Origin of the sequence: Microbulbifer sp. (genome assembly GCF_051659245.1) — a bacterium.
Classification (GTDB): Bacteria; Pseudomonadota; Gammaproteobacteria; order Pseudomonadales; family Cellvibrionaceae; genus Microbulbifer.
The window spans coordinates 1-26044 of record NZ_JBOFOC010000132.1; the positions used below are offsets into that span (position 1 = coordinate 1).

The following is a 26044-nucleotide window of genomic DNA, read 5'->3' on the forward strand; positions in this document are numbered from 1 at the left end:
CATCAAATTCCCGCACCAGTTGATCCGCCATTACCGGATCATCGAAGAACTGCAGCAACGCCGCACCCAGACTCTCGGGAGTGGCTTCATCCTGCAAAATCTCCGGCACCAGGTCGCGCTGGGCGAGCAAATTCGGCAGGGAGACCCACGGGGTGTGCAGCATACGGGAAAAAATCGCGTAGGACACGCCCCCCATTTTATAGGCCACCACCATGGGTTTTTTCAGCAGCAGTGTTTCCAGCGTAGCGGTGCCGGAGGCGATCAGCACGGCGTCCGCCGCCGCCATTGCCCGCTGCGAATTACCCTCCAACAGAGTCACCGGCAAATCGCTATAGTCCACCAGCAGCGATCTCAATTCTGTCAGCCGCTGTTCGTTGGCCGCCGGCAGGACAAACTTCAATTCAGGCCGGCGCCGATGGCACCAGCGCGCGGCCTGTAAAAACAGCGGGCCCAGCAGCCGCACTTCGCCACCGCGGCTACCCGGAAGCAGTGCAATAACCTGGCCTTCCTCCTCGAAGCCCAGTTCCCGGCGCGCCGCTACGGTATCCACCTGCAGGGGAATTTCATCCGCCAGGGGATGGCCGACAAAAGTGACCGGCACCTGATGTTCCCGATAAAAGCTGGCCTCAAAGGGCAGCAGGGTGAGCATCTGGTCGACGGCGCGGGCAATTTTTTTGATCCGTCCCCGGCGCCAGGCCCATACCGAGGGGCTGACATAATGCATTGTGGGAATACCGGCGGTTTTTAACGACTCCTCCAGCGACAGATTGAAATCCGGGGAGTCGATGCCGATAAAAAGATCCGGGGGATTGTCGAGGAAGTGCCGGCGCAATGTGCGGCGGATTTTCAGCAGTTCCGGCAGGCGCTTCAGGGGCTCCACTAAGCCCATCACCGACAACCGCTCCATGGGAAACAGGGATTTTGCACCCGCTGCCTGCATGCGTGAGCCGGCGACACCCTCCACTTCCAGCGATGAAAAGCGTTTTTGCAAAGCGGCAATCAAGCCGGCTCCGAGAATATCACCCGAGGCCTCGCCGGCCACGATACCAATGCGCAGGGGTTTGTTGTTGGTTGTCACTCGACGCAATCCTGTGCTTGTAGGAGCGGCGGGGCGGCCATCCGCCGCTAACCGCGGTAGCGGGCCTGCGGTCCGCAAGCCGAGCTGGAGCTCGGCGCTCCCAGGAGGCCGCCCCTACAGGCTGTCTATTCTAAAGTCTTCCGGTCAGCGGACGATACCGCGGCTGGAGGATTTGAGGGAATCGATCCACGGCTGGATGACCGGCGACTCCTCACGCAGTTCGATCAGCGCTTCCAGCGCCTCCTGCAGGGTGAGACCGCGGCGGTAAACCATTTTATAGGCCTTGCTGATCAGGGAGATTTCCTCCCGGCTAAAACCGCGGCGGCGCAGCCCCTCGGCGTTGATGGTCTTCGCCTCTGCCGGGTGGCCGGCCACCATCACATAGGCCGGCACATCCTTGCCGATGGCCGCGCCCATACCGGTAAAGGCGTGCTCGCCGATCGAACAGTATTGGTGCACCATAGTAAAACCGCCGAGAATCGCCCAGTCCCGCACCTGCACATGCCCGGCCAGGGCGACATTGTTGACCAGGATGGTGTGGCTGCCGATAACGCTGTCGTGACCCACGTGGGCGTAGGCCATAATCAGGTTGTCGTTGCCGATGGTGGTTTCACCGCGGTCCTGCACCGTGCCCCGGTGGATGGTGACGCCCTCGCGAATTACGTTGTTGTCGCCGATGACCAGGGTGGTGTTCTCACCCTTGTATTTCTTGTCCGGGGTATCCTGGCCCACAGTGGCGAACTGGTAGATGCGATTATTGCTGCCGAGTGTGGTGGGGCCACTCAATACCACATGGGAGGCGATCTCGCAGCCGTTCCCGATTTCCACTTGGGGACCTACAATCGTGTAGGGACCGATGCTCACCCCGGAGCCCAGAACTGCCGACTCGTCGACAATCGCAGTGGGGTGGATAGTCGTCTGCATTCTGCGCCCTACTCCTCGCAAGCTGGAAGGTCCCGCCAATTTAAACCCTACGGGAAGGTAATGGAATCGAACCGATCACAATCAAACTTTCTTGACCGCGCACAATACATTGGCAGAGGCCGCCAGCTCGCCTTCTACACTCGCCTTGCAGGCGAACTTCCAGATCCCGCGGCGCTCGGAAACCACTTCGGACTCCAGCTGCAGCCGGTCGCCCGGCACAACTTGCCGCTTGAAGCGCACATTGTCGATGCCGCCAAACAGGTAGAGATAGCCGTCCTCGGGTTTTTGCCCCAGGGTTTTGAAACCGAGGATTCCCGATACCTGCGCGAGCGCTTCGACAATCATCACGCCGGGGAAAATCGGCACATCGGGAAAGTGACCGTTGAATACTTCCTCATTGACGGAGATATTCTTGTAGCCCTTGATATATTTGCCCTCTTCCAGCTCCAGAACCCTGTCCACCAGCAGGAAAGGATAGCGGTGCGGCAGGTATTTGCGAATTTCGCGTACATCCATCATGCATATTGTCCCCAGAAACCACTTCGGGGCGTTAGTACGCCCCGAACAATAAACCAAACAGTAACCGGCAAGCACCGGCCAAATCCAATACTGTCGAGTTAACCCAACAGCATTGCGGTTAATTCATTCCTTTTCCGCGGGCCGATCCCGCTCGGCGGCGAGCGTCTCCAGCCGTTTTTCCAGGCCCTTCAACCGTCGGGTCATCTCATCCAGCTGCCCAAAGCGCACTGCATTGCGGCGCCAGCTGCGGCTGTCGGAAAAGGGGGTACCGCTGGAATAGGAACCGGCACTGTCGATGGACTTGGTCACCAGGGTCCTGGCGGTAACATGACTGCCGTCCGCAACCGTCACATGCCCCACCACGCCGGTGCCGCCGGCGAGGGTGCAGCGGTTACCGATGGTGGCACTGCCCGCTATTGCGGAGCAAGCGGCGATGGCCGAGTAGTCACCAATCCGGACATTGTGCGCGATTTGCACCTGATTGTCGATCTTGACCCCGCGGCCGATCACGGTATTGCCCAGGGCACCGCGGTCTATGCAGGTGCAGGCTCCTACCTCCACCTCATCGCCGATTTCCACTCCGCCCAGTTGATGTATCTTGATCCACTGCCCTCCGTGGGGCGCGAAGCCGAAACCATCGGCACCGATCACTGTGTGGCTGTGAACGACACAGTCCCGGCCGATGGAGCAGCCGTGGTAGATGATCACCCCGGCGTGGAGTCGGGTCCGGGCGCCGATCTCACTGCCCTCGCCCACCACACAGTTGGCACCGACAATCGCGTTGGCACCTATCCGGGCACCGGCCTCGATCACCGCTCCCGGCCCCACGCAGGCGGAAACCTCCACCTCGGCATCCGCGTGTACCGCGGCGGACGGGTGGACCCCGGGCGCAGATCGAGGCGCTGTGTCATAGAGGGTAGTGGCACGCGCGAAGGCGTAGTAGGGATCGTCAACGACCAGTGCGCTGACCGGGCACTCCGCCGCCAGTTCCTCCGTCAGCAGCACCGCGCAGGCACGGGTGCCGGCGAGGAAACGCCGGTAACTGGCACTGGCGAGGAAACTGACCTGGGAATCGCTGGCGTCCTGCAGGGTGTTGAGGCCGGAGGGCACCAGTCCGGGATCTGCCCCGGGAGCCAGGCACAACCGGGCGCCCAGTTGTTCCGCCAACTGGGCCAGCGTTGGCTTGTCTGTCATCAAATGGAACTGCCGGAGATCACTTATCGGCGTTCATACGCTTGACCACGGCCTCAGTGAGGTCGGTATTAGGGCCGGCGTAGTAGGCGGAGCTGGCGTCCAGAACCAGATCCAGCTTCTGATCTTTGATAATCGCTTCCAGCGCATTCTTGGCCTTGGGCGCCATGACCTTCTGGATTTCCTGGCCCACCTGGGCTTCCATGGCGCGCATCTTCTTCACTGTGGTTTCGAAGTCGGAGCGCTTGAATTCCATCTTGCGCTGCTGCTCGGCTTTCTGCTCCTCGGACCAGGTCATGCTGTCCTTCTGCGCATCTTCAGCCAGCTTCTGCAATTCCGCGCGAATGGATTCCGCACTGCTTTGCAAGCTGGAGTATTCGGAGCTGGTCTTCAACGCATTGACTTTGGACTTGGCGATGTCAGTGCTCATGATGGCCGCCTGCAGATTGAACACCGCCACCTTGCTCTGCGCCAGAGCGGCACCGGAAATTGCGATACCAGCGATCAGGGCCGCGATCATTTTTACTGTTTTATGCACGTCGAATATTCTCCGTATTGCTGTATTTATAATAGTGACTGACAACACTACCCTTAGAAACTGTTGCCAAGTGAGAACTGGAAGACTTCTGTCTCGTCGTCCTCGTTCTCCTGCAATGCCTTGGCCACGCTGAAGGTCAGCGGGCCGAAGCCGGTAATCCAAGTCAGGCCGATACCGGCGGAGACATTGATATGGTCGAGGTCCACATCGTAGCAGTTGAGCTGCGAAATACCACAGCTGGAATCAAAAACGTTACCCGCATCGATAAAAAAGGCCGACTGCATGGAGCGCTGGTCCTTGACAAAGGGGAGCGGGAAGATGATTTCCGCACTGCCTTCGATCAGGATGTTGCCACCAAATGGGTCCGGATCACGGCGGGGGGCGGTTACTGCCAGCTCTCCTGTCTGCGCATTTTGTATATAACAGCCTGAAAAATTCCCCTCTGCATCCACTTCACATGCAGCAGGAATATACTGCTGGAAAGGTGTCGACCTCGGACCCAGTGTATTGCGCTCGAAACCGCGTACCGAGCCAAAACCACCGGCGTAGAAATTCTCGAAGAACGGCAGTTCGGTGGTATCGCCATAACTATCGGCATACCCGAGCCTGGTGCGCAGGCGCAGGGTAAGGTCCCTGGTCAAGGGGCGGAAATACTGAGCGGTGTAGAGCAGCTTGTAGTACTCCAGGTCGCCACCGGGCAGCGCCACTTCCAGAGAGGCCCGCTGCGACGTGCCCCGGGTGGCGAGGATGCCCCGGTTCAGGGTGGAGCGCGCGTAGGAGGTGGTAACGGTAAAAGAGTCAAACTCATCGCCGTTCAGGTCGACAAAGCCGTCAAGGTCCTCATTCAGGAGTGCCGGATCGATGGGCTCACTAAGCTTCAAGGCTTCACCGGCCTTTGCCGCTTCATCCAGTTCGGTTTGAATTTCATTTCTATCGGACGACAGAATCATCCCGATCAAACTGGGGTCCGGGACCGGGCTGTCCTTGATTTCCTTGACCGACGTGTCGCCGACACCGAGCTCCATGTGGCTGAGGCCCAAATTCAGGCCCACCCGGGAAATCTCGGATATCGGATAACCAAAACTCAGACCTGCACCATAGGTTGTGGTGTTATAACGCGACAGGTTGATCTCGGAATAATCGCGCTCCTGATAGAACACATTGAAGCCGCGGCTAACGCCGTCCGGAGTGAAATAGGGGTCGGTGTAGGAAAAATTAAGCACCGTCTGATAGCGGGAGGTGTTCACCGCAAAACCCACGGACTTGCCGGTACCCAGCCAGTTGTTTTCCTGCACATTCGCACCCAGCACCACGCCGCTGCCCTGGGCGTAGCCCACTGTGCCACCGATGGTGCCGGAGGGCTGCTCCTCCACGGTGTACTCCACATCGATCTGGTCGGACGTGCCGGGCACTTCGGTGGTTTCCACCTGTACTTCCTTGAAGTAACCCAGCCGCTCCAGGCGCACCTTGGACTGCTCGATGCGTGCGGAGGACGCGGAGGCGGATTCTATCTGGCGCATTTCCCGGCGCAGTACTTCGTCCGCAGTGCGGGTGTTGCCACGGAAATCAATACGGCGAACATAGGCGCGCTTGCCGGGATCGATAAAGAAGGTGATTTTTACCGTCTTGTCTTCCTCATTGGGTTCCGGGATGCCGTTCACCTCGGCAAAGGTGTAGCCCTCGTTGCCCAGGCGCTTGGTGATGTAGTCGGAGGTGGTGGTCATCAGCACCTGGGAAAAGGTCTGCCCCTCGCGCACCAGCAGGAGGCGACGGATCTCCTCTTCCGGCACCACCGGATCACCGGCCAGCTCCACATCGCTAACCTTGTAGACATCGCCCTCGGAGATATTGATGGTGATAAAGACACTGCTCTTGTCCGGGCTCAGGGACACCTGGGTGGAATCGATACGAAATTCCAGGTAACCCCGGTCCAGGTAATAGGACTCCAGGCGCTCCAGGTCACCGGTGAGTTTTTCCCGGGAGTATTTGTCGTCACTGCGCAGCCAGGAAAGCCAGCCGGTGGTCTGCAGTTCGAAGATTTCCGCCAGCTCCTCATCGGAAAAGGCCTTGTTGCCGACAACGTTGATGTGCTTGATGGCGGCCACCGAGCCCTCGTCCACCACGACCTTCAACTCCACCTGGTTGCGCGGCAGCTCCTTGACCTCGGTTTTTACGCTGGCGCCGTAGCGGCCCTGGGCCACATACTGGCGCTCCAGCTCCTGCGCCAGGCCCTCCAGGGTGGCGCGCTTGAAAATCTGTCCTTCCGCGAGGCCGTTCTCCTCCATCCCCTTGAGCAGGTCTTCGGTCTTGATGGCCTTGTTGCCGGTGATTTCAATCTTGGAAATTGCCGGCCGCTCGCGCACGGTCACCACCAGCACGCCGTTTTCCCGGCCTATCTGGATATCCTGAAAGTAGCCGGTGCGGAAGAGCGCGCGGGTGGCCGTCTGGATATCCAGACTCTCGATCTGGTCTCCCACCCGGACCGGCAGCGACGCGAACACGGTGCCGGCGGAAACCCGCTGCAAACCCTCGACGCGAATATCGTTGACCACGAACGACTGGGCGATGGCTGTCAATGGCAGGGCCAGGCCCAGCGAGGCCGCTTTCAGAAAGTGATTCATCTACTAATTTCCGAGTTCTTTATTCGCAATTCCAACCAATGAGAGACGCACCTCGCGGCTGCCCTCTCCCGGCCCTTCGGGCCGTCCATTAACTCACACTTCATCCCTGGCGCTCGCCCGCTTCGCGGACTCCCCTCCCGGTGCGTTCAAATCGAACCCTGCCGATTTGTCCCCTTTGCGGGAGAGGGGAAAATGACTGCGGTCTTTGGCCGTCCTGACGGACGCCCTCTCCCGACCCTTCGGGCCACCCATTAACTCGCGCCATCCCTGGCGCTCGCCCGCTTCGCGGGCACCCCTCCGGGGTGTTCAAATCGGCTCTCCTGCCGATTTGTCCCGCAAGCGGGAGAGGGGAATAATGATGGCGGCTTCCGGCCGCACTATAAGCGCAAAATATCGTTGTATAGCGCCAACCCCATAATACACAGCACCAGCGCCATACCCACCTGCAGGCCGATCATCTGCACCCGCTCGGAGACGGGCGACCCCTTGATGGCTTCAATACCGTAGTAGAGAAGATGACCGCCGTCGAGCACCGGGATAGGCAGCAGGTTGAGCACGCCGAGGCTGATACTAAGTAGCGCCAGCAGCGACAGAAATGACTGCCAGCCGGCGTCCGCCGAAGTGCCGGCCACTTTAGCAATGGTGATAGGGCCGCTCAAGTTCCGGGTTGAAAGCTGGCCCACGATCAGCTTCTTGAGGCTGTTGAGGGTGAACAGGGTTTTTTCCCAGGTCTCCTGCAGCCCCTTGGCCAGGGCACCGCCCACACCGTAGTGGTAGGTGCGCACCCGCTCTTCCGGCCAGGATTCCACCACCGGCAACACACCGATGCGGCCTGCCCGTTCACCGCTGTCCAGGGTCACCATTTCCGGGGTAACTTCCAGTGACCGGCGATCGCCGTCCCTTTCCACCTCCACATGTACCGTTTCACCGCCGTGGCTCCGCAGGTATTGGCTCCAACTGTCCCAATCGCTGAAGGCCTTGCCGTCGGTGGAAAGAATCTTGTCCCCGGCTTGCAGACCGGCCCGCTCCGCAGGGCTGTCGGGGGTTACCTGGGCCAGCTTCATACTGGCCGGGGGTGTCCAGAGCTCCAGACCCGCCTCCCCCAGCGGGTCCGGCACCTCTTGCCCCGCCAGCCAGCGGTCTATGTCCGCCAATGTATGGTATTCCAGATCGGAGTCCGGGTAGCGCACGGAGAACTTGATACTTCCGGTGTCCCCCAGGCGATTCGCCAGGCGCCAGTTGAGCGCCTGCCAGGTGGGCGTCGGCTCGCCGTCGACGGAGAGGATCTCCTGCCCCGGCTCAAGCCCGGCGCGAGCGGCAATACTACCCGGTTGCACGGATTCGACGATGGGCACCGGGCCCGCGGTCCCGCCCAAAAACACCGCCCAGAAGAGCACTATGGCCAGCGCAAAGTTGGCCGCCGGCCCGGCCGCGGCGATGGCGATGCGCGCCCATACGCTCTTTCGGTTGAACGCCTGGTCCAGTTGGTCCCGGGGCACGTTGCCCTCGCGCTCGTCGAGCATCTTTACATAGCCGCCAAGGGGAATCGCCGACAGGGTGAACTCGGTGCCGTGGCGGTCGTAGCGGGACACCAGGCGGCGGCCGAATCCCACGGAAAAGCGCAGTACCTTGACCCCACACAGGCGCGCCACCCAGAAATGGCCCATTTCGTGGAAGGTGACCAGTACGCCCAAAGCGATCAGGGCCCAGATGACTGTTTGAATAAAATCCATAAAACCTGTCTAACTCGTTGCGCGGCTATTCAATTCTTTCAGCTCAATTCTTCCAGCGCCCGCTGCGCCAGTGCCCGCGCACTGCGATCCGCTGTTTCGACTGCGTCCAGGCCGGTCAGTTCAACCGGTTCCGCGGATTTCATCACCCGCTCGATAACAGCCGGAATACTAGTAAACGCCAGCCTGCCCTGCAGGAAGGCCTCCACCGCCACCTCGTTGGCGGCATTCAGCGCCGTGGGAGCGCTCCCACCGGTATCCATGGCCTCGCGGGCCAGCCGCAGGCAGGGAAAGCGGCGCGCATCCGGCGCTTCGAAGTCCAGGCGGCCCCGGGCGACCAGATCCAGCGCCGCCACGCCGCTGCCGATCCGCTCGGGAAAAGCCAGCGCATGGGCGATGGGCGTGCGCATATCCGGCTCGCCCATTTGCGCCAGCAGCGAGCCGTCGCGGTACTGCACCATGGAGTGGACGACGCTCTGCGGGTGCACCACCACCTCCACCTGATCGGGCCGCGCGCCGAACAGCAGGCAGGCCTCGATAAACTCCAGGCCCTTGTTCATCATGGTGGCGGAATCCACCGATATCTTGCGCCCCATGGACCAGTTCGGGTGGGCGCAGGCCTCATCCGGAGTGACCCGGTGCAGTTCGTCCACGGGGTGGGTGCGGAAGGGGCCGCCGGAACCGGTGAGAAGGATTTTTTCCACCCCCGCCCGGTCGAGGTCGGCGCAGGGCTGGGGCAGACACTGGAAGATGGCGTTGTGCTCGCTGTCGATGGGCAGCAGCTGGGCGCCGCTTTTCTCCAGGGCCTGCATAAACACCGGCCCCGCCATCACCAGGGATTCCTTGTTCGCCAGCAGGACCTTTTTGCCCGCCTCTACCGCCGCCAGCGTCGGGCGCAGACCGGCGGCGCCGACGATCGCCGCCATCACCGCATCCACTTGCGGGTCCGACGCCACCCGGCAGAGCCCTTCCACCCCCCAGAGTATCCCGATACCCGGCACCTCTCCGGCCAGTTGTTCGCGGAGCACCCGGGCACCTTTCTCGTCCGCCACCACGGCAAAACGCGGGGCGAAACGGCGGCACTGCTGTGCCAGCTCGGTCAGGCGCTCGCGGGCGGTCAGCGCAAACACCGAATAGCGCTGCGGATGGCGCGCCAGCACATCCAGGGTGCTGACGCCAATGGAGCCGGTTGAGCCGAGGACGGTGATAGATTGCATTGGTTACCTCAAAAGCCGGGACCATCGGGACTCGGGACTCGGGACTCGGAAGAAGCGCTTCCGTTATCCCGATCCCAAACCCAGGCAAAGCGGGAAACCACCATCCGCAGTCCCGTTTTTTACAAATACTTCGGCAGTTCACTGGCGAGCGCGGCCATGGTGAAGACCGGTAGTGCCGCGGAGAGGCTGTCCAGGCGATCCAGGATGCCGCCGTGACCAGGCAGTATACGACTGCTGTCCTTGATGCCCCGGTGGCGCTTGAACATGCTCTCCACCAGGTCGCCGATCACCGAGGCCAACGCGGTGACCAGTACCCCGAAGGAAAACAGTACACTGTTTTTCAGCGGCAACTCCAACAACAGGGAGACACCGACTGCCAGAATCAGGCAGGCGACCAGGCCGCCGAAGAAGCCCTCCCAGGATTTGCCCGGGCTCACTTCGCGGGCCAGTTTGTGCTTGCCGTAGCGTCGGCCCACGAAGTAGGCCCCCACGTCGGCGGCCACCACCACTGCCACAACGAACAGCACCAGCCAGGCGCCGTGGTCCTGGCCCCGCAGGATCACCATCGACAGCCAGGCGGGCGCCAGCACCACCAGGCCGATCAGGCCGCGAGCCCAGCGGTTGCCCCACAGCATGGCGCTGGCGGGATAGCTCTGCACCCACAGGAATGCCAGCGCCCACCAACCGCAGGCCACCGCCAGTATCTGGCGCGCCCGCGCGGTATCCGGGCGGGCGAAATCCATGGCAAAGACGTACTGGGCGGTGCCCACCAGGCAGGCGCCCAGGGCGGCGAGAAAGACAAAGCGCAGCGCGCGATTGAGGTTGGAGAGGTTGGCCCACTCCCAGCCGCCGAGCAGGATCACTGCCACCGTTGCCAGAGAGAACCACTGGATGGGAAGGAAGAACAACACCCCGAGAAACAGAGCCACCAATACCAGCGCGGTCATTATTCTTTGTTTTAGCACCGTCACACCCTTAGAAGCTTGTCCATGAATAAAACATCACTGCGTGTTGGGGCGCAGCTCGACGCTCGTCGCCTGTGTGCAATGAGCACACCGCGCTCCCCGTTCCCTGCACTGGGCGAAAATGGCCGTCGCAGCGATTATTATTCATGGAATAAGCTCTCGGTCCGATTTTCATCGTTTGGAACTCAGGCCTGGGCGGCCAAACCATCGCTGCTGCGGCCACCGTAGCGGCGCTCCCGCTGGCGGTAGGCGGCGATAGCGGCGTCCAGTTCGCGCTCGCCAAAATCCGGCCACAGTGTGTCTGTAAAATAAAATTCGCTGTAGGCCGCCTGCCACAGGATAAAGTTGCTGATGCGTTGCTCGCCGCTGGAGCGGACCAGCAGGTCCACCGGCGGCAGGTCCGCCAGTTGCAGGTAATCCGCCAGCACCTCTTCGGTAATGGATTCCGGCGCCCTCACCCCGGAGGCCACTTCCTCCGCCAGAGTGCGCGCGGCGTTGGCGATATCCCAGCGGCCGCCGTAATCGGCCGCGATCACCAGGTTGCCGCGGGAGCACTCGCTGGTGATCTCTTCCGCCTCCGCAATCGCCCGCTGCAGCCGCGCCGAAAAGCGGTCGCGCCGGCCGACCACCCGCAGGCGGATGCCCTCCTCACACATGCGCGCAGCCTCTTTGCGCAGGTAGGAGTGAAACAGGCTCATCAGCAGCTCCACTTCCTTGGGCGGGCGCTGCCAGTTTTCGCTGGAAAAGGCGAACAGGGTGAGCGCCTCCAACCCGCGGTCCCCGCAGGCGGAAACCAGGTCGCGGATGCGCTCCACTCCCGCCTTGTGGCCCGCCGAGGGGGGCAGACCGCGGCGCGCGGCCCAGCGGCCGTTGCCGTCCATGATAATGGCGATATGGCGCGGGCCCTCGCCCGGCGGCAGCACTTCGGCGGAACCCATCAAATCTCCATCAGGTCTTTTTCTTTGGTCGCCAGTGCTTTGTCGACGTCCGCCACAAACTGGTCGGTGATTTTCTGGATCTCGTCGCCGGCGCGGCGCTCATCGTCCTCGGAGATCTCCTTCTCCTTGACCAGTGCCTTCACCTCCGCCAGCGCATCGCGGCGGATATTGCGGATGGACACCCGCGCATTTTCCGCTTCGCCCCTGGCCTGGCGGATAAAGTTCTTGCGGGTTTCCTCGGTGAGCATCGGCATGGGGATGCGGATCACGGTACCGGCGGAGCTGGGGTTCAGGCCCAGGTCGGACTTCATGATGGCCTTTTCGATTTCCGGCACCAGGTTCTTTTCCCAGGGGGTCACGGAGAGGGTCCGGGCATCTTCCACCACGACATTGGCAACCTGGGAAAGGGGGGTGTCAGAGCCGTAATAGGAGACCTGGATACCGTCGAGAATGCTCGGGTGCGCGCGGCCGGTGCGGATTTTGTTGAAGTTGCCGGCCAGCGCGTCGAGCGCTTTATTCATGCGCGCCTTCGCGTCTTTCTTGATGTCTTCAATCACGATTTCATTTCCTCTTCGATTAAGGTGCCCTCTTCGCCACCCACCACGATATTGAGCAGCGCGCCGGCCTTGTCCATGCGGAACACCCGCACGGGCATGTTGTGTTCGCGGCACAGGCAAATTGCAGTTAAGTCCATCACCCCGAGCTTCTTGTCCAGCACCTCGTCGTAAGTCAGCTGGTCGTAGCGGGTCGCGGTGGGTTCCAGCACCGGGTCGGCGGAGTAGACGCCGTCCACCTTGGTGGCCTTCAGCACCAGCTCCGCTTCGATTTCGATGCCCCGCAGGCAGGCGGCGGAATCCGTGGTGAAGAAGGGATTGCCGGTGCCGGCGGCGAAGATCAGCACTTCGCCCCGCTCAAGGTTGCGGATGGCGGCTCGGCGGTCGTAGTGGTCGACGATACCGCTCATCTGGATCGCGGACATCACACGGGAGGAAATATTGGAGCGCTCCAGGGCATCGCGCAGGGCCAGGGCATTCATCACAGTGGCCAGCATTCCCATATGGTCGCCGGTCACCCGGTCGAGGCCCGCGGCGTGCAGCGCGGCGCCGCGAAACAGGTTGCCGCCGCCGACCACCAGCCCCACCTGGACGCCGATACCCACCAGTTGGCCTATCTCCAGGGCCATCTTATCCAGTACCTTGGGGCTGATTCCAAACCCCTGTTCGCCCATCAGCTCCTCGCCGCTGAGCTTTAACAGGATTCGCTTGTACTTGCGGTCTTTGACACCGGGCATCCGTTGGTCCTCTACTGGCACTGGCAGTTATTGCCACGGAACATTACAACAATTCTGGTCATTTACACAGAGGGGTGCCCCGATGTGACCCCAAAGAGTCCATCGAAAGCACCCCCACTGCAGCCGGGCGCCCTCAGGCACCCGATGTAGACGATTAAGAAGAGGATTTAACTTGCGCAGCAACTTCCGCAGCGAAGTCCACCTCTTCCTTCTCGATACCCTCACCCACCTCAAAGCGGACGAAGGAAACCACTTCCGCGCTCTGGTCCTTGACCAGCTTGCCGATGGTCACATCCGGATTCTTGACGAAAGGCTGTTCCACCAGGCTGTTCTCCTTGAGGAACTTCTTGATACGGCCGCCCATCATCTTCTCGACGATCTCGGCGGGCTTGCCTGCCATATCCGGCTGAGCCTTGATGATTTCCTTTTCCTTCTCCAGCACGTCCTCCGGCATATCCTCCGGCTTGACAACCTGCGGATTGACCGCAGTCACGTGCATGGCCACATCACGGGCGGTTTCTTCATCGCCGCCGCTCAGGGCGACAATCGCAGCGATACGGCTGTTGGAGTGTACATAGGCGCCCACCCGGCCCCCTTCCACTACCTGGATGCGGCGCACACCGATGTTCTCACCAATCTTCTGTACCAGCGCTTCGCGGGCCTGCTCCAGTTCGCCTTCCATCAGTGCGGCGACATCCTGCTGGCGGCCGGCAAATGCCTTGTCCACCACCATTTCCACGAACGCCTTGAAATTGTCGTCGCGGGCCACGAAGTCGGTTTCGGAGTTGACCTCCACCAGCACACCGAAGCTGCCGTCTTCGGCCACTTTCGCCGCAACCACGCCGTCGGCGGCGGTGCGGCCGGCTTTCTTGGCAGCCTTCAGGCCGGAGGCTTTGCGCAGGTCTTCAATCGCTTTTTCGATATCACCGTCCGCCTCGGTCAGTGCCTTTTTGCACTCCATCATCGGCAGGCCGGTGCGCTCGCGCAGTTCTTTTACCATAGACGCGGTAATCGCCATGATTCTATTCCTCGGAGTTCATTCACTAATTCGGTAGTTGGAAAAAGGGGCCGTTGCACGGCCCCTTTTTAAGTGAGTTCGCCAGGGCGACTGTTACTCTGCCGCGGCCTCGTCGTCGCTCGCTTCGACGTACTCGTCCTTCGCGACACCGCCGCCGGCCTCGCCCACGCCGGCCAGTACCGCATCCGCCACCGCAGTGGTGTACAGCTTGATCGCGCGGATAGCGTCGTCGTTGCCGGGAATCACGTAGTCCACACCTTCCGGGCTGCTATTGGTGTCCACAACACCGACCACCGGGATGCCCAGCTTATTGGCTTCCTGGATGGCAATACGCTCGTGCTCGACGTCGATCACGAACAGCGCGTCGGGCAGGCCGGCCATATCCTTGATACCACCGATGGAGCGCTCCAGCTTGTCCATCGTACGGGTGCGCATCAGCGCCTCTTTTTTGGTCAGCTTCTCGAAAGTACCGTCCTGGGACTGAATCTCCAGCTCACGGTAACGCTTGATGGAGGCGCGGATGGTTTTGTAGTTGGTGAGCATGCCGCCGAGCCAGCGGTTGCTGACGTAAGGCTGCCCGGAACGCTCGGCCTGCTCTTTAATGGATTTCTGCGCGGCGCGCTTGGTGCCGACAAACAGAATTTTCTTCTTCTGTGCGGCCATCCCCTTGATCACCTGCAGGGCTTCGTTGAAAGCCGGAACAGTGTGCTCCAGGTTGATGATGTGAATCTTGTTGCGGGCTCCAAAGATGAATTCACCCATCTTCGGGTTCCAATAGCGGGTCTGGTGGCCAAAGTGCACACCAGCCTGCAGCATATCGCGCATGCTGACTTGCGGCATAATAGTAAACCTCAGTTTTACGGGTTAGTCCTCCACGCGCCCCATGTATCAACCCCACCCGGCGTAGCCAAGCGAGGCACCCAGACACATGTGCCGGTGCGTGTGCGGCGTTGATTTAGCCCCGGGACGACCCCGGAGCGGCGCGCTTTATACCATATTCCCCGAAGCGAGGGTAGTGGATAGTGGCAACCCGCCCGCAACAGCCGGGGCCGCCGCCCCTCCCGGGGGCGGGGATACCGGGTTGTGCGCCGCGGTGCCCAATCCGCTACAATACCGCGCCTCGCTGACCAGCAACCCGGGATTCTCCATGACCTCAAGCACCAAGACACCGGAACAGATCGCCAAAATGCGCACCGCGGGCCAACTGGCCGCCGAGGTGCTGGAGATGATCGGCGAGTACGTGGTTCCCGGCGCCACCACCGAGGAACTGGACCGGCGCTGCCACGACCATATAGTCAACGTACAGAACGCCATCCCCGCCTGCCTGGGATACCGCGGCTTCCCCAAATCCATCTGCACCTCCGTGAACGAAGTGGTCTGCCACGGCATTCCCTCGGACAACAAGGTGCTGAAGAAAGGCGACATCATCAATATCGATGTCACCGTGATCAAGGACGGCTGGTACGGCGACACCAGCAAGATGTATTTCGTGGGCAAACCGGCGCCCCACGCGGAGCGACTGGTCAAAGTGACCCAGGAATGCCTGTACAGGGCCATCGAGATAGTCCGCCCGGGCACCACCCTCGGCGATATCGGCCACGTGATCCAGCAGCACGCGGAGAAGAACTATTACTCGGTGGTGCGCGACTTCTGCGGCCACGGCATCGGCGACGTGTTTCACGAGGACCCGCAGATACTGCACTACGGCAAGCCCGGCACCGGCCTGGCGCTGGAGGAAGGCATGACCTTTACCATCGAGCCGATGATCAACGCCGGCAAGCCCGGCACCCGCGTGCTTCGCGACGGCTGGACCGCGGTCACCGTGGACCGCCGCCTGTCCGCCCAGTGGGAGCACACCATGGTGGTGACCGCCAACGGGGTAGAGGTGCTGACGGCGCGCGGGGAAGAGAGTTTTTAGGACTCGGGACTCGGCGGGACTCGGGACTCGGGACTCGGGACTCGGGACTCGGGACTCGGGACTCGGGACTCGGGACTCCAAAAGTATCGCGAAACTCAATGCGAAGGCCCTGATGCCGGGGGCTTTTTGCCAGACCTTACGCGGCCGTGGATGGCCGCGTAGAGCGTACAGGGACGTATTCACAGCGTGTCTGGCAAAAAGCACCGGTAGCAGGGCCGCCACAGGCCTGGCCTCAGGAGACTTGAGTCCCAGGCCCCAACCATCCGCAAGACAGACAAATCAATGCAGCTGGCCAAAACCCCCTACTTCGAGCGCCCCCTGTTCTTCTTCGACCAGGCCCGCTTCCGCAAGGCCCTGGCCGAGGGCGTCAAACCGGCGCTGGAAATCTTCAAAGACGCCGCCGGTGCCGCCGACACCCAAATGGCCGAGCGCTTTCGCGAGGGCGAGGACGTGCGCACCCTGGTGCACGAGCGCGCGCTGTTCGTGGATTGCCTGCTGCACTACGCCTGGCACCAGTACCAGTGGCCGGACAACATCAGCCTGCTGGCGGTGGGCGGCTACGGCCGCGGTGAACTGCACCCCCACTCGGACATCGACCTGCTGATCCTCACCCACGGCAAGCCGGACCGCGTCACCGTGGACAATATCGAGCGACTGGTGGCCTTCCTCTGGGACCTGGGCCTGGATATCGGCCACTCGGTGCGCTCCGTGGAGCACTGCCTGGAACTGGCCGCGGAAGACATCACCGTGGCCACCAACCTGATGGAGTGCCGTACCGTGGTCGGCAACGACGCCATGCGCGAACGCCTGGTGAATCACATGGCCCCGGACAAACTCTGGCCGGCGGAGAAGTTCTTCAGCGCCAAGTACACGGAACAGCGCGAGCGCCACAATCGGCAGCAGGCCTCCGAATACAACCTGGAGCCCAATATCAAAAACGCCCCCGGCGGCCTGCGGGACATCCAGACCATCGGCTGGGTGGCCAAGCGCTACTTCCGCGTGCGCACCCTCAAGCAACTGCAGGGCAAAGGCTTCTTTACCGAGGAAGAGTTCGCCATCCTCCAGTCCGGCGAGGACTTTCTCTGGCGGGTGCGCTACGGCCTGCACCTGCTCGCCGGGCGCGCCGAGGAGCGGCTGTTATTCGACTACCAGCGGGAACTGGCAAAACAGTTCGGCTACGTGGACAGCGGCACCCAACTGGCGGTGGAGCAGTTCATGCACAACTACTACCGCGTCGTGATGGCGCTGCGCGAATTGAACGACGTGCTGCTGCAGTTTCTCGACGAGGCCATACTGCAGCGCGGCCAGCGGCAGAGCGTGACGCCGATCAACGAGCGCTTCCAGCTGCGCGACAGCACCATCGAAGTGACCCAGACCCGGGTATTCCAGGAACAGCCCTCGGCGCTGCTGGAAATATTCGTGCTGATGGCGGAAAACCCCGATATCCAGGGCGTGCGCGCCTCCACCATCCGCCTGATCCGCGAACACCGCCACCTGATCGACGAAAAATTCCGCGCGGACCCGGCCAACGCCGAACTGTTCATGCAGCTGCTGCGCTCCCCCCGCGGCCTGTCCACCCAGCTCTCGCGCATGACCCGCTACGGTGTGCTGGGCCGCTACCTGCCGGAATTCGGCCGCGTCACCGGGCAGATGCAGCACGACCTCTTCCATATTTATACGGTGGATGCCCACACCCTGCAGGTGGTGCGCAATATGCGCAGCTTCCGCAGCCCCGAGGCCTGGCAGAAATCCCCCATCGCCGCCGAAATTCTCGCGCGTATGCGCAAGCCCGAACTGCTGTACATCGCCGGCCTCTACCACGACATCGCCAAGGGTCGCGGCGGCGACCACTCCAAACTGGGCGTGGTGGACGCCGACGCCTTCTGCCGCCGCCACCAGCTGTCCGGCCGCGACCGCCGCCTGGTGTGCTGGCTGGTGGAAAAACACCTGCTGATGAGCGCCGTGTCCCAGAAACAGGACATCACCGACCCGGAAGTGGTACACGATTTCGCCCGCACCGTAGGCGACCGCGAACACCTCGACTACCTCTACGCCCTCACCGTGGCGGACATCAACGCCACCAACCCGGAGCTCTGGAACAGCTGGCGCGCCAGCCTGATGCGCCAGCTCTACCAGGCCACCCGGCGCGCCCTGCGCCGCGGCCTGGAGAATCCCATCGACCGGGAGGAAATCATCGAGGAAACCCGGAGCCAGGCCCGCAGCATGCTGCGCGCCATGGGCCTGCCCATGGCCTCGGTGGAAAATATCTGGGCACAGATGGGCGAGGACTATTTCGTGCGCGAAAGTGCCGACAACATTGCCTGGCACACCGCCGCCATCCATCAGCTGCACAGCGCCAGCGAAAAAGGCCAGCGCAGGGACACCCTGGTGCTCACGCGCAATTCCGGTCCCGGCGAACACGACGGTGCGACGGAGGTATTCGTCTACACCCCGGACAGGGCCAACGTCTTCGCCGCGGTGGTTACCGGCCTGGACATGCTCAACCTGGACATCCACGACGCGCGCCTGTACAGCTCCGCTTCCGGCTACACCGTGGACACCTTCTACGTGCTCGACGAATCCGGCCAGCCGCTGCTGGACGAGCCCCACCAACTGGAACAGATCCGCAAAACCCTGCAGGAGGAACTGGCCCTGGTGGAGGACTACTCCAAAGTGATCCAGCGGCGCACGCCCCGGCGCCTGAAGATGTTCGAACTGGCCACCCGCGCCAGTATTACCACCGAACCCGGTGACCAGTACAGCACCCTGGAAATCACCAGCGCCGACCGCCCCGGGCTTCTGGCGCGCATCGCACGAATATTTATCACCCACGACCTGCGCCTGCACAACGCCAGGATTTCCACCCTGGGGGAGCGGGTGGAGGACACCTTCCATATAACCGATGCCGACGGCCATCCACTGCTGGACGAGGTCGCCAGCCGGGAACTGGAAGAGGATATCTGCCGGGAGCTGGACGCGATTCAAAAGTCGGGGGGCGGGAAGGCGGAGTGAGGTTTCGGGACTCGGGACAAAATTGTCGGGAACAATTTTGGACGCCGAAGGCGCCCGCGCAGCGGGTGAGCGCAGGGATGCGCGAATCACTCGGGACTCGGGACTCGGGACTCGGGACTCGGGACTCGAAGAGAATACCGGACTTTAATGCGAAGGCCCCGATGCCGGGGGCCGTTCGCGAAAAGCGCCTGCGGCTTATAAACAGACCGATGAGGCCGTGAAGCGAACGGCCATCGGCAGCAGGGCCGCCACGGCGCCAGTTAAGAATTGGGGACTGGAAACACAAAAATGAATTCAAATATCGAAAAACTGCAGCCCTACCCGTTCACAAAGCTGGCGGCGCTGAAAAAAGACCTGCAGGCGCCCGCGCACCTGCCCCATATTGCGCTCTCCATCGGCGAGCCCAAACACGAACCGCCGGAGTTCGTGCGCGACGAACTGATCGACAACCTGGACAAACTGGCCACCTATCCCGCCACAAAAGGTATAGACCCGCTGCGCCAGGCCATTGCCAGTTGGCTGTGCCAGCGCTTTCAATTAAATGAGGTCTGTGCAGACACCCAGGTACTGCCGGTCAACGGCACCCGCGAGGCGCTGTTCGCCTTCGCCCAGACAGTGGTGTCCCCCGGCTCGAAAGTGCTGATGCCCAACCCCTTCTACCAGATCTACGAAGGGGCCGCCCTGCTCGCCGGCGCCAGCCCGCACTTTATCAGCTGTACGGATTCGACCGGTTTCAAGCCGGACTTCGCCTCGGTAGCCGAGCACGTCTGGAAAGCGTGCGAACTGCTGTACATCTGCACTCCCGGCAACCCCACCGGCGCCCTGCTGGACGGCGAAGACCTGAAACAGCTGATCGCCCTCGCCGATCGCTACGATTTCGTTATCGCCTCCGACGAGTGCTACTCGGAACTCTACTTCAACGAGGCGCAGCCGCCACTGGGACTCCTGCAGGTCTGCGAGGAAATCGGGCGCACGGATTTCCGACGCTGCGCGGTATTTCACAGCCTCTCCAAGCGCTCCAACCTACCGGGGCTGCGCTCCGGCTTCGTCGCCGGCGACGCCGGAATTCTGGAAAAATTCCTGCTCTATCGCACCTACCACGGCTGCGCCATGCCCCTCCCCAGCCAGTACGCCTCCATCGCCGCCTGGCAGGATGAGCAGCATGTGCGGCATAATCGCGCTCTTTATCGCGAGAAGTTCGCCGCGGTGCTGGAAATTCTCGACGGCTGCCTGGAGGTGGCGCAGCCCCAGGCCGGCTTCTACCTCTGGCCTCACGTGGGCGACGGCGAACACTTCGCCCGCGAACTCTTCCGGCAACAGAACATCACCGTGCTCCCCGGCGGCTTTCTCGCCCGGGAGGCGGAGGGGATCAACCCCGGCGCGGAATACGTGCGCATGGCCCTGGTCGCCACCCAGGAAGAATGCATCGAGGCCGCAAAGCGCATCAAGGCATTTTGCCAATAGAGATATTGGGCATGGCAGTAAAAAGCTTGTTAAAACAGGAACGGGTGGAATTTATCCAGCAACGCCTGGACGAACTCTACCCGGAAACCCCGGTCCCCCTGCACCACCGCGACCCCTACACTCTACTGGTGGCGGTGCTGCTGTCCGCCCAGTGCACCGACGAGCGCGTCAACCAGGTCACCCCTGCACTGTGGAAACTGGCGGACAACCCGGAGGACATGGCGCAGGTTCCGGTGGAAAAGATCCAGGAAGTGATCCGCCCCTGCGGCCTGTCGCCGCAGAAATCCAAGGCGATCAGCAAACTCTCGCAGATACTGGTCAACGAGTACCACGGCAAAGTGCCCGAGAACATGGCTGCGCTGGAAACCCTCCCCGGCGTGGGCCACAAGACCGCCAGCGTCGTGATGTCCCAGGCCTTCGGCCACCCGGCCTTTCCGGTGGATACCCATATCCATCGCCTGGCCCAGCGCTGGGGTCTCACCAGCGGCAAGAACGTGGTGCAGACAGAAAAAGATTTGAAACGCCTGTTCCCCCGTGAAAACTGGAACAAACTGCACCTGCAGATTATTTTTTACGGGCGCGAATACTGCACCGCTCGCGGCTGCGACGGCACCGTGTGCGAGATATGCACCACCTGCTACCCCGCGCGCAAGAACCCCAAGAAGACAAAGAAAGCATGATTACTCTATACGGCATCAAGAACTGCGACACGGTAAAAAAGGCCCGCAAGTGGCTGGAAAAGAACGATGTGGAATACCGCTTCCACGACTTCCGGGAAGACGGTATGCAGAGCGTACCGCTGTCGGACTGGTTAACGGAATTCGGCTGGCAGGAAGTGCTCAACCGCCGCTCCACCAGCTGGCGCGCCCTCGGCGAAGAGCAGAAAAGCGCGATGGACAACAACTCGGCTCTGGCCATCGCCCAGGAAACCCCCACACTGATAAAGCGCCCGGTCACCGTCGCCGGCAGCGAAACCCTGTTCGGCTTCAAAGAAGAGACATTAGCAGCAATGATTGAAAAGATAACAGCCCTGAACGGGAAGGAGATGGCCTGATGAGTGAAATTTACAGCATCGGATTCGGTGTCGGCACCTGCAACAGCAAGGGTGACTGGCTGGAAGTCTACTACCCGCAACCGCTGTTCAAACCGGAAGCGGAAACCGCCACGGCGGTGGCGGAAGCATTGAAGCTGGACGAAGGCAACCACACCATCGCCCTGGACCCGTCGCAGCTGCAGCCACTGGCGGAAAAACTGAACGCTGCCGGCGCCTCAGAACAGGCGGAGATCCTGGAGCAATTTGCCGGCAGCCAGAGCCCTCTGGTGGCGGTGGTACTGCACGGCGATGAACCGCCGCAATCGGTGCCGGAAGCCTACCTGAAACTGCACCTCCTCTCCCATCGCCTGGTCAAGCCCCACCGGACCAACCTGGATGGCATCTTCGGCAAGCTGGTCAACGTAGCCTGGACCAACCGCGGCGCCATCGACCTGGAAGAACTGCCCCAACGCCAGCTCGAAGCCCGCCTGAAAGGCGAATTGCTGGAAGTGTCCTGCGTCGACAAATTTCCCAAAATGACCAACTACGTGGTACCCAAAGGCGTGCGCATCGCGCATACCGCACGGGTGCGCCTGGGCGCCTACCTGGGCGAAGGCACCACCATCATGCACGAGGGCTTCGTCAACTTTAACGCCGGCACCGAAGGGCCGGGCATGATCGAGGGACGTATCTCCGCCGGCGTCTTCGTCGGTGCCGGTTCCGACCTGGGCGGCGGCAGCTCCACCATGGGCACCCTGTCCGGCGGTGGCAACATCGTCATTTCAGTCGGCGAAAACTGCCTGCTCGGCGCCAACTCCGGTATCGGCATCCCCCTGGGCGACCGCTGTACCGTGGAGGCCGGCCTGTATATCACCTCCGGAACCAAAGTGGCGCTGCTGGACGACGGCGGCAAGCTGGTGGAACACGTGAAAGCCCGCGACCTGGCCGGCAAATCCGACCTGCTGTTCCGGCGCAATTCCACCAACGGCGCGGTGGAATGTCTGACCAACAAAACGGCCATCGAACTGAACGAAGCGCTGCACAGCAATTGACGGGACTCGGGACTCGGGACTCGGGACTCGGGACTCGGGACTCGGGACTCGGGACTCTCAGTAGGGTGCGCCGTGCGCACCGCCCGGCCAATGGTGCGCACGGCGCACCCTACGTAGGAGCCTGCTTGCAGGCGAACGGCTACGGAGCTCCGCTCTTGTTCGCCTGCAAGCAGGCTCCTACAGGGTTGTACTCACCCCAGACAACATCAACAGCCAGACTATTTATGACTCCTACTTTACAACTAGCCTGCGAGCTGATCTCCCGTCGCTCGCTCACGCCCGAGGACGCCGGCTGCATGCCGCTGATGATCGAGCGCCTGGAAAAAATCGGCTTCGAGGCCACCTGGCTGCGCCGCGGCGACACCGACAATTTCTGGGCAGTGCGCAACGGCAAAGCCGAGGGGCCGCTGTTCGCCTTCGCCGGCCACACCGATGTGGTGCCCACCGGTCCCGAGGAAAACTGGCAGCACCCGCCCTTCGAGCCGGTGGTCGAGGACGGCTACCTCTATGGCCGCGGCGCCGCAGATATGAAAGGCTCCCTCGCCGCCATGGTGGTGGCCTGCGAGGAGTTTGTCGCCGCGCACCCGGATCACAGCGGCCGTATCGCCTTCCTGATCACCAGCGACGAAGAGGGCCCGGCCACCGACGGCACGGTGAAAGTGGTCCAGTGGCTGGAAGAGCGGCGGGAAAAAATCGACTGGTGCCTGGTGGGCGAGCCCTCCAGCACCGAGCGGGTCGGCGACGTAATCAAGAACGGCCGCCGCGGCTCACTGGGCCTGGAACTCAGGGTCTTCGGCGTACAGGGCCACGTGGCTTACCCACACCTGGCGGAAAATCCCATTCACACCCTCGCCCCCGCGCTGGCGGAACTCGCCGCCGAGGAATGGGACAAGGGCAACGACTTTTTCCCGGCAACCAGCTTCCAGGTTTCCAATATCAATGGCGGCACCGGCGCCACCAATGTGATCCCCGGCGAAGTGAAACTCGTGTGCAACTGGCGCTTCTCCACCGAGACCACTGCAGAGGAACTGGAGCGCCGCGCGCGGGCCACCCTCGACAAGCACGGGCTGAAATACGAAGCAAACTTCAACCTCTCCGGCCAGCCGTTTCTCACCGCCGAAGGCCCGCTGGTGGAAGCCGCGCAGTCCGCGATCCTGTCGGTAACCGGCGAAGCCACCCAGCTCTCCACCGCCGGCGGCACTTCAGACGGCCGGTTTATCGCCCCCACCGGCGCACAGGTAGTGGAATTGGGGCCGGTCAATGCGACCATTCACAAGGTGGATGAGTGCGTGAAAGCGGAAGACCTGGACAAGCTGAAGGAGATGTACCGGGAGATACTGCGCAGGCTGCTGGTGTGATGTCATCGCGGTGGGCGTTTGGCGGCGATGCCCACCGCTGGCATAATGGCGCGAAAGCCAATAATCATAAAGGAGCTCATCATGCAGCGGATACTGCAGTTTTTTGCCCTTCTTTTCCTCTTCCCCTTCACAGCCCTCGGCAATAGTCCACTGCCGCTGGACGATCTGGTAAAGCACAGCGAGATCAAACAGGTAAAAATCTCGCCAACCGGCACCCATCTGGCCGTTCGCAAGCTGTACGAGGGCGAACACATCCTGGTATTCATGTCGATGAAGCCCCTGGAAATTACCGGTGTCCTGCGCTTTCGCGGCAAGGAGGAGGTGGGCGACTTCCACTGGGCAAATGACGAGCGCGTGGTCGCCGAAGTAGTCTCACGCAAGGCCGCGCTGGAAGCGCCGGTCAATTACGGCTCTCTCTTCGCCATCGATTACGACGGCTCCAGAGGCAGGAATATTTTCGGCTGGGCCGCTGGCGAGCGGCAGACGGGTTCGCGCATCAAGAAGGCGGAGAGCACCTACGCCCACGCCACCCTGATCGACACGCTGCCCGACAGCGACAAGGAAGTCCTGGTTTCCACCTACCCCTGGGCGAGAGACTGGGAAACCCACGGCGAAGTCTACCGGATCAACATCTACACCGGTGTCAGGAACAAGGTCACCGGCCTGCCCCAGGTGGGCGGGCGGGCCTTTACCGACGGCCGCGGCGAGCTGCGGTTTGCCAACGGCACCGACCGCAACGACGACTACCAGCTCTACCGGAAGAAAGACAAGGTGGGCTGGAGCCGGGTAGAAGACCCGGTCCTGGAGCGGGCCACCCCGGTGGGTTTCGACCCTGAGACGGGGGAGGCCTATCTGGTACTAGACCGCAAGGGGCAGACAGAGCAGCTTGTGAAACTGAGTCCGGACAGCGACAAATACAAACCGATATTCCAGCATGAAATTTCCGATATCAGCGGCATCATTTACCACCCGACTACCGACAAGCCGCTGGGCGCCTACCTGCATCCGGATTACCCGGAAGAACACTTTTTTGACGAGGGCGACGGCTTTGCCCCGCTATTCCGCGGTATAAAGAAGGCATTTGACGGCTACCGCATCGCCTTTACCAGTTTTACCGAGGACGGCAAAAAGGGCGTGCTGAGAGTCTATGGCGACAGGTTGCCCGGCGACTACTTCCTGGTAGATATGACGTCAAAGAAAGTTGACTTTCTGCTGTCCTCGGCCGAATGGCTGGACCCCCAGGACCTCAACCCGATGCGCGCCGAATCCTTTGAAACCGGGGACGGATTCCGAATTGGTGTCTACCTCACCTTCCCGGCAAACCGAACTGAAAAGCTGCCGATGGTGGTCGTGCCCCACGGCGGCCCCCACGCGCGGGATTACTGGGGCTACGACAACCAGGCGCAGATACTCTCGCAAAATGGTTACCTGGTACTGCAGGTCAATTTCCGCGGCTCTACCGGTTACGGCGATGGCTTTTACAAAGCGGGCAGGCAACAGTGGGGCGGCAAGATTCAGCGGGATATCGCCGACGCCGTGGCGTGGACCGTCGAACAAGGCTATGCGGACAGAGAGCGCATCTGCATTTTCGGCGGCAGCTTCGGCGGCTACTCGGCACTGATGAACCCCATCCGCTACCCCGATCTCTACCGGTGCGCCATCGGCTATGTGGGCGTTTACGATCTGGAAATGATGTATCAAAAAGGCGATGTCCAGCGCCGCGACCGCGGCATCTCCTATCTGCGGCGCGAGCTGAGTGAGGACGAGGATTTCCTGCGCGCCAACTCGCCGCTGTACAACACCGACAAGCTGGATCTGCCGCTATTTATTGTGCATGGGGAAAAAGACGAGCGCGTACCGGTGGAACACGCCGAGGCGCTGCTGGAGAAGCTGGCTGAAGAGAAAAAGCCGGTAAAAACCCTGATAGAGCCCAACGAGGGCCACGGCTTTTACGGCGAGGAGAACAACAAGCGCTTGTATACCGAGCTGCTGGGCTTTCTCGACCAACACATCGGTGTCGGTGCCGCGGAAAAGCCCAAAGCAAGGAACTGAGGAGTGGCGCACCGATACCGCCGGAGCCCGCGCCTACTCCCTCATAGGAAACCTGCATTCGCTTAAGCGGATCACCCTGTAGGAGCGGGCCATGCCCGCGATCGGGCTCTGTTCGCGGGCATGGC

At 61.7% G+C, this 26044-nt stretch carries 22 protein-coding genes; 8 read left to right on the forward strand and 14 right to left on the reverse strand.

The window, feature by feature from the left end; all coding sequences use genetic code 11:
* The 14 genes from lpxB to rpsB all read right to left on the reverse strand — a co-directional run.
* On the reverse strand, positions 1–1078 hold a 1078-nt coding region (gene lpxB, locus ACRC0P_RS13575; RefSeq protein ID WP_438631801.1), incomplete at its 3' end, for a lipid-A-disaccharide synthase.
* A gap of 144 nt (positions 1079–1222) precedes the next feature.
* Positions 1223–2002, reverse strand: a complete 780-nt coding sequence (lpxA, locus tag ACRC0P_RS13580; RefSeq protein WP_438631803.1) for an acyl-ACP--UDP-N-acetylglucosamine O-acyltransferase — start codon at positions 2000–2002, stop codon at positions 1223–1225.
* Positions 2003–2083: 81 nt separating this feature from the next.
* The gene (fabZ, locus tag ACRC0P_RS13585) at positions 2084–2521 is read right to left on the reverse strand and encodes a 3-hydroxyacyl-ACP dehydratase FabZ (protein WP_438631805.1); all 438 of its coding nucleotides are present in this window, start codon (positions 2519–2521) and stop codon (positions 2084–2086) included.
* A gap of 123 nt (positions 2522–2644) precedes the next feature.
* Positions 2645–3715 carry a UDP-3-O-(3-hydroxymyristoyl)glucosamine N-acyltransferase gene (lpxD, locus tag ACRC0P_RS13590; protein ID WP_438631807.1) on the reverse strand — a complete coding sequence of 357 codons (1071 nt, stop codon included), beginning with the start codon at positions 3713–3715 and terminating at the stop codon, positions 2645–2647.
* A gap of 19 nt (positions 3716–3734) precedes the next feature.
* Positions 3735–4250, reverse strand: coding sequence for an OmpH family outer membrane protein (locus ACRC0P_RS13595; RefSeq protein ID WP_438631809.1), 516 nt, complete (start codon positions 4248–4250; stop codon positions 3735–3737).
* Positions 4251–4303: 53 nt separating this feature from the next.
* Positions 4304–6871, reverse strand: a complete 2568-nt coding sequence (bamA, locus tag ACRC0P_RS13600) for an outer membrane protein assembly factor BamA (protein WP_438631811.1) — start codon at positions 6869–6871, stop codon at positions 4304–4306.
* 377 nt (positions 6872–7248) lie between these two features.
* On the reverse strand, positions 7249–8604 hold the full coding sequence (gene rseP, locus ACRC0P_RS13605) for an RIP metalloprotease RseP (protein ID WP_438631813.1): 1356 nt from the start codon (positions 8602–8604) through the stop codon (positions 7249–7251).
* A gap of 38 nt (positions 8605–8642) precedes the next feature.
* Entirely contained in the window at positions 8643–9818 is a 1176-nt protein-coding gene (gene ispC, locus ACRC0P_RS13610; RefSeq protein ID WP_438631815.1) for a 1-deoxy-D-xylulose-5-phosphate reductoisomerase, read from the reverse strand.
* Between the two features lie 119 nt (positions 9819–9937).
* On the reverse strand, positions 9938–10765 hold the full coding sequence (locus tag ACRC0P_RS13615; protein WP_438631817.1) for a phosphatidate cytidylyltransferase: 828 nt from the start codon (positions 10763–10765) through the stop codon (positions 9938–9940).
* 203 nt (positions 10766–10968) lie between these two features.
* On the reverse strand, positions 10969–11721 hold the full coding sequence (gene uppS / locus ACRC0P_RS13620; protein ID WP_438631819.1) for a polyprenyl diphosphate synthase: 753 nt from the start codon (positions 11719–11721) through the stop codon (positions 10969–10971).
* A complete protein-coding gene (frr, locus tag ACRC0P_RS13625) occupies positions 11721–12278 on the reverse strand; it encodes a ribosome recycling factor (protein ID WP_438631821.1) in 558 nt (185 codons plus the stop codon). The genes uppS and frr overlap by 1 nt, the downstream gene beginning before the upstream one ends.
* Positions 12275–13012: a UMP kinase gene (pyrH, locus tag ACRC0P_RS13630; RefSeq protein WP_438631823.1), complete on the reverse strand. Its 738-nt coding sequence runs from the start codon at positions 13010–13012 to the stop codon at positions 12275–12277. The genes frr and pyrH overlap by 4 nt, the downstream gene beginning before the upstream one ends.
* 154 nt (positions 13013–13166) lie before the next feature.
* Positions 13167–14030, reverse strand: a complete 864-nt coding sequence (gene tsf / locus ACRC0P_RS13635) for a translation elongation factor Ts (RefSeq protein ID WP_438631825.1) — start codon at positions 14028–14030, stop codon at positions 13167–13169.
* A gap of 93 nt (positions 14031–14123) precedes the next feature.
* Positions 14124–14870, reverse strand: a complete 747-nt coding sequence (gene rpsB, locus ACRC0P_RS13640) for a 30S ribosomal protein S2 (protein ID WP_438631827.1) — start codon at positions 14868–14870, stop codon at positions 14124–14126.
* A 307-nt stretch (positions 14871–15177) separates the two neighbouring features.
* Between rpsB and map the strand changes: the two genes are divergently transcribed.
* The 8 genes from map to ACRC0P_RS13680 all read left to right on the forward strand — a co-directional run bounded on the left by map (position 15178) and on the right by ACRC0P_RS13680 (position 25919).
* Positions 15178–15948: a type I methionyl aminopeptidase gene (map, locus tag ACRC0P_RS13645; protein ID WP_438631829.1), complete on the forward strand. Its 771-nt coding sequence runs from the start codon at positions 15178–15180 to the stop codon at positions 15946–15948.
* Positions 15949–16230: 282 nt separating this feature from the next.
* Positions 16231–18960, forward strand: a complete 2730-nt coding sequence (locus ACRC0P_RS13650) for a [protein-PII] uridylyltransferase (protein WP_438631831.1) — start codon at positions 16231–16233, stop codon at positions 18958–18960.
* A 288-nt stretch (positions 18961–19248) separates the two neighbouring features.
* Positions 19249–20424 (forward strand): succinyldiaminopimelate transaminase, encoded by a 1176-nt coding sequence (gene dapC / locus ACRC0P_RS13655; RefSeq protein ID WP_438631833.1) that lies wholly within the window; start codon positions 19249–19251, stop codon positions 20422–20424.
* Positions 20425–20435: 11 nt separating this feature from the next.
* A complete protein-coding gene (gene nth / locus ACRC0P_RS13660) occupies positions 20436–21104 on the forward strand; it encodes an endonuclease III (protein ID WP_438631835.1) in 669 nt (222 codons plus the stop codon).
* The gene (locus ACRC0P_RS13665) at positions 21101–21478 is read left to right on the forward strand and encodes an ArsC family reductase (protein WP_438631837.1); all 378 of its coding nucleotides are present in this window, start codon (positions 21101–21103) and stop codon (positions 21476–21478) included. Before nth ends, ACRC0P_RS13665 begins: the two co-directional genes overlap by 4 nt.
* Positions 21478–22509 carry a 2,3,4,5-tetrahydropyridine-2,6-dicarboxylate N-succinyltransferase gene (gene dapD, locus ACRC0P_RS13670; RefSeq protein ID WP_438631839.1) on the forward strand — a complete coding sequence of 344 codons (1032 nt, stop codon included), beginning with the start codon at positions 21478–21480 and terminating at the stop codon, positions 22507–22509. Before ACRC0P_RS13665 ends, dapD begins: the two co-directional genes overlap by 1 nt.
* 224 nt (positions 22510–22733) lie before the next feature.
* Positions 22734–23867, forward strand: a complete 1134-nt coding sequence (gene dapE, locus ACRC0P_RS13675; RefSeq protein ID WP_438631841.1) for a succinyl-diaminopimelate desuccinylase — start codon at positions 22734–22736, stop codon at positions 23865–23867.
* A gap of 81 nt (positions 23868–23948) precedes the next feature.
* Positions 23949–25919: an alpha/beta hydrolase family protein gene (locus tag ACRC0P_RS13680; protein WP_438631843.1), complete on the forward strand. Its 1971-nt coding sequence runs from the start codon at positions 23949–23951 to the stop codon at positions 25917–25919.
* Positions 25920–26044 lie beyond the last annotated feature (125 nt).

Bases quoted from the DNA above. Each gene is read 5' to 3' on its own strand.
- lpxA (WP_438631803.1), bottom strand. From the start codon at position 2,002: ATGCAGACGACTATCCACCCCACTGCGATTGTCGACGAGTCGGCAGTT.
- fabZ (WP_438631805.1), bottom strand. From the start codon at position 2,521: ATGATGGATGTACGCGAAATTCGCAAATACCTGCCGCACCGCTATCCT.
- lpxD (WP_438631807.1), bottom strand. From the start codon at position 3,715: ATGACAGACAAGCCAACGCTGGCCCAGTTGGCGGAACAACTGGGCGCC.
- bamA (WP_438631811.1), bottom strand. From the start codon at position 6,871: ATGAATCACTTTCTGAAAGCGGCCTCGCTGGGCCTGGCCCTGCCATTG.
- rseP (WP_438631813.1), bottom strand. From the start codon at position 8,604: ATGGATTTTATTCAAACAGTCATCTGGGCCCTGATCGCTTTGGGCGTA.
- ispC (WP_438631815.1), bottom strand. From the start codon at position 9,818: ATGCAATCTATCACCGTCCTCGGCTCAACCGGCTCCATTGGCGTCAGC.
- ACRC0P_RS13615 (WP_438631817.1), bottom strand. From the start codon at position 10,765: ATGACCGCGCTGGTATTGGTGGCTCTGTTTCTCGGGGTGTTGTTCTTC.
- uppS (WP_438631819.1), bottom strand. From the start codon at position 11,721: ATGGGTTCCGCCGAAGTGCTGCCGCCGGGCGAGGGCCCGCGCCATATC.
- pyrH (WP_438631823.1), bottom strand. From the start codon at position 13,012: ATGCCCGGTGTCAAAGACCGCAAGTACAAGCGAATCCTGTTAAAGCTC.
- tsf (WP_438631825.1), bottom strand. From the start codon at position 14,030: ATGGCGATTACCGCGTCTATGGTAAAAGAACTGCGCGAGCGCACCGGC.
- rpsB (WP_438631827.1), bottom strand. From the start codon at position 14,870: ATGCCGCAAGTCAGCATGCGCGATATGCTGCAGGCTGGTGTGCACTTT.
- map (WP_438631829.1), top strand. From the start codon at position 15,178: ATGACCTCAAGCACCAAGACACCGGAACAGATCGCCAAAATGCGCACC.
- ACRC0P_RS13650 (WP_438631831.1), top strand. From the start codon at position 16,231: ATGCAGCTGGCCAAAACCCCCTACTTCGAGCGCCCCCTGTTCTTCTTC.
- dapC (WP_438631833.1), top strand. From the start codon at position 19,249: ATGAATTCAAATATCGAAAAACTGCAGCCCTACCCGTTCACAAAGCTG.
- nth (WP_438631835.1), top strand. From the start codon at position 20,436: ATGGCAGTAAAAAGCTTGTTAAAACAGGAACGGGTGGAATTTATCCAG.
- ACRC0P_RS13665 (WP_438631837.1), top strand. From the start codon at position 21,101: ATGATTACTCTATACGGCATCAAGAACTGCGACACGGTAAAAAAGGCC.
- dapD (WP_438631839.1), top strand. From the start codon at position 21,478: ATGAGTGAAATTTACAGCATCGGATTCGGTGTCGGCACCTGCAACAGC.
- dapE (WP_438631841.1), top strand. From the start codon at position 22,734: ATGACTCCTACTTTACAACTAGCCTGCGAGCTGATCTCCCGTCGCTCG.
- ACRC0P_RS13680 (WP_438631843.1), top strand. From the start codon at position 23,949: ATGCAGCGGATACTGCAGTTTTTTGCCCTTCTTTTCCTCTTCCCCTTC.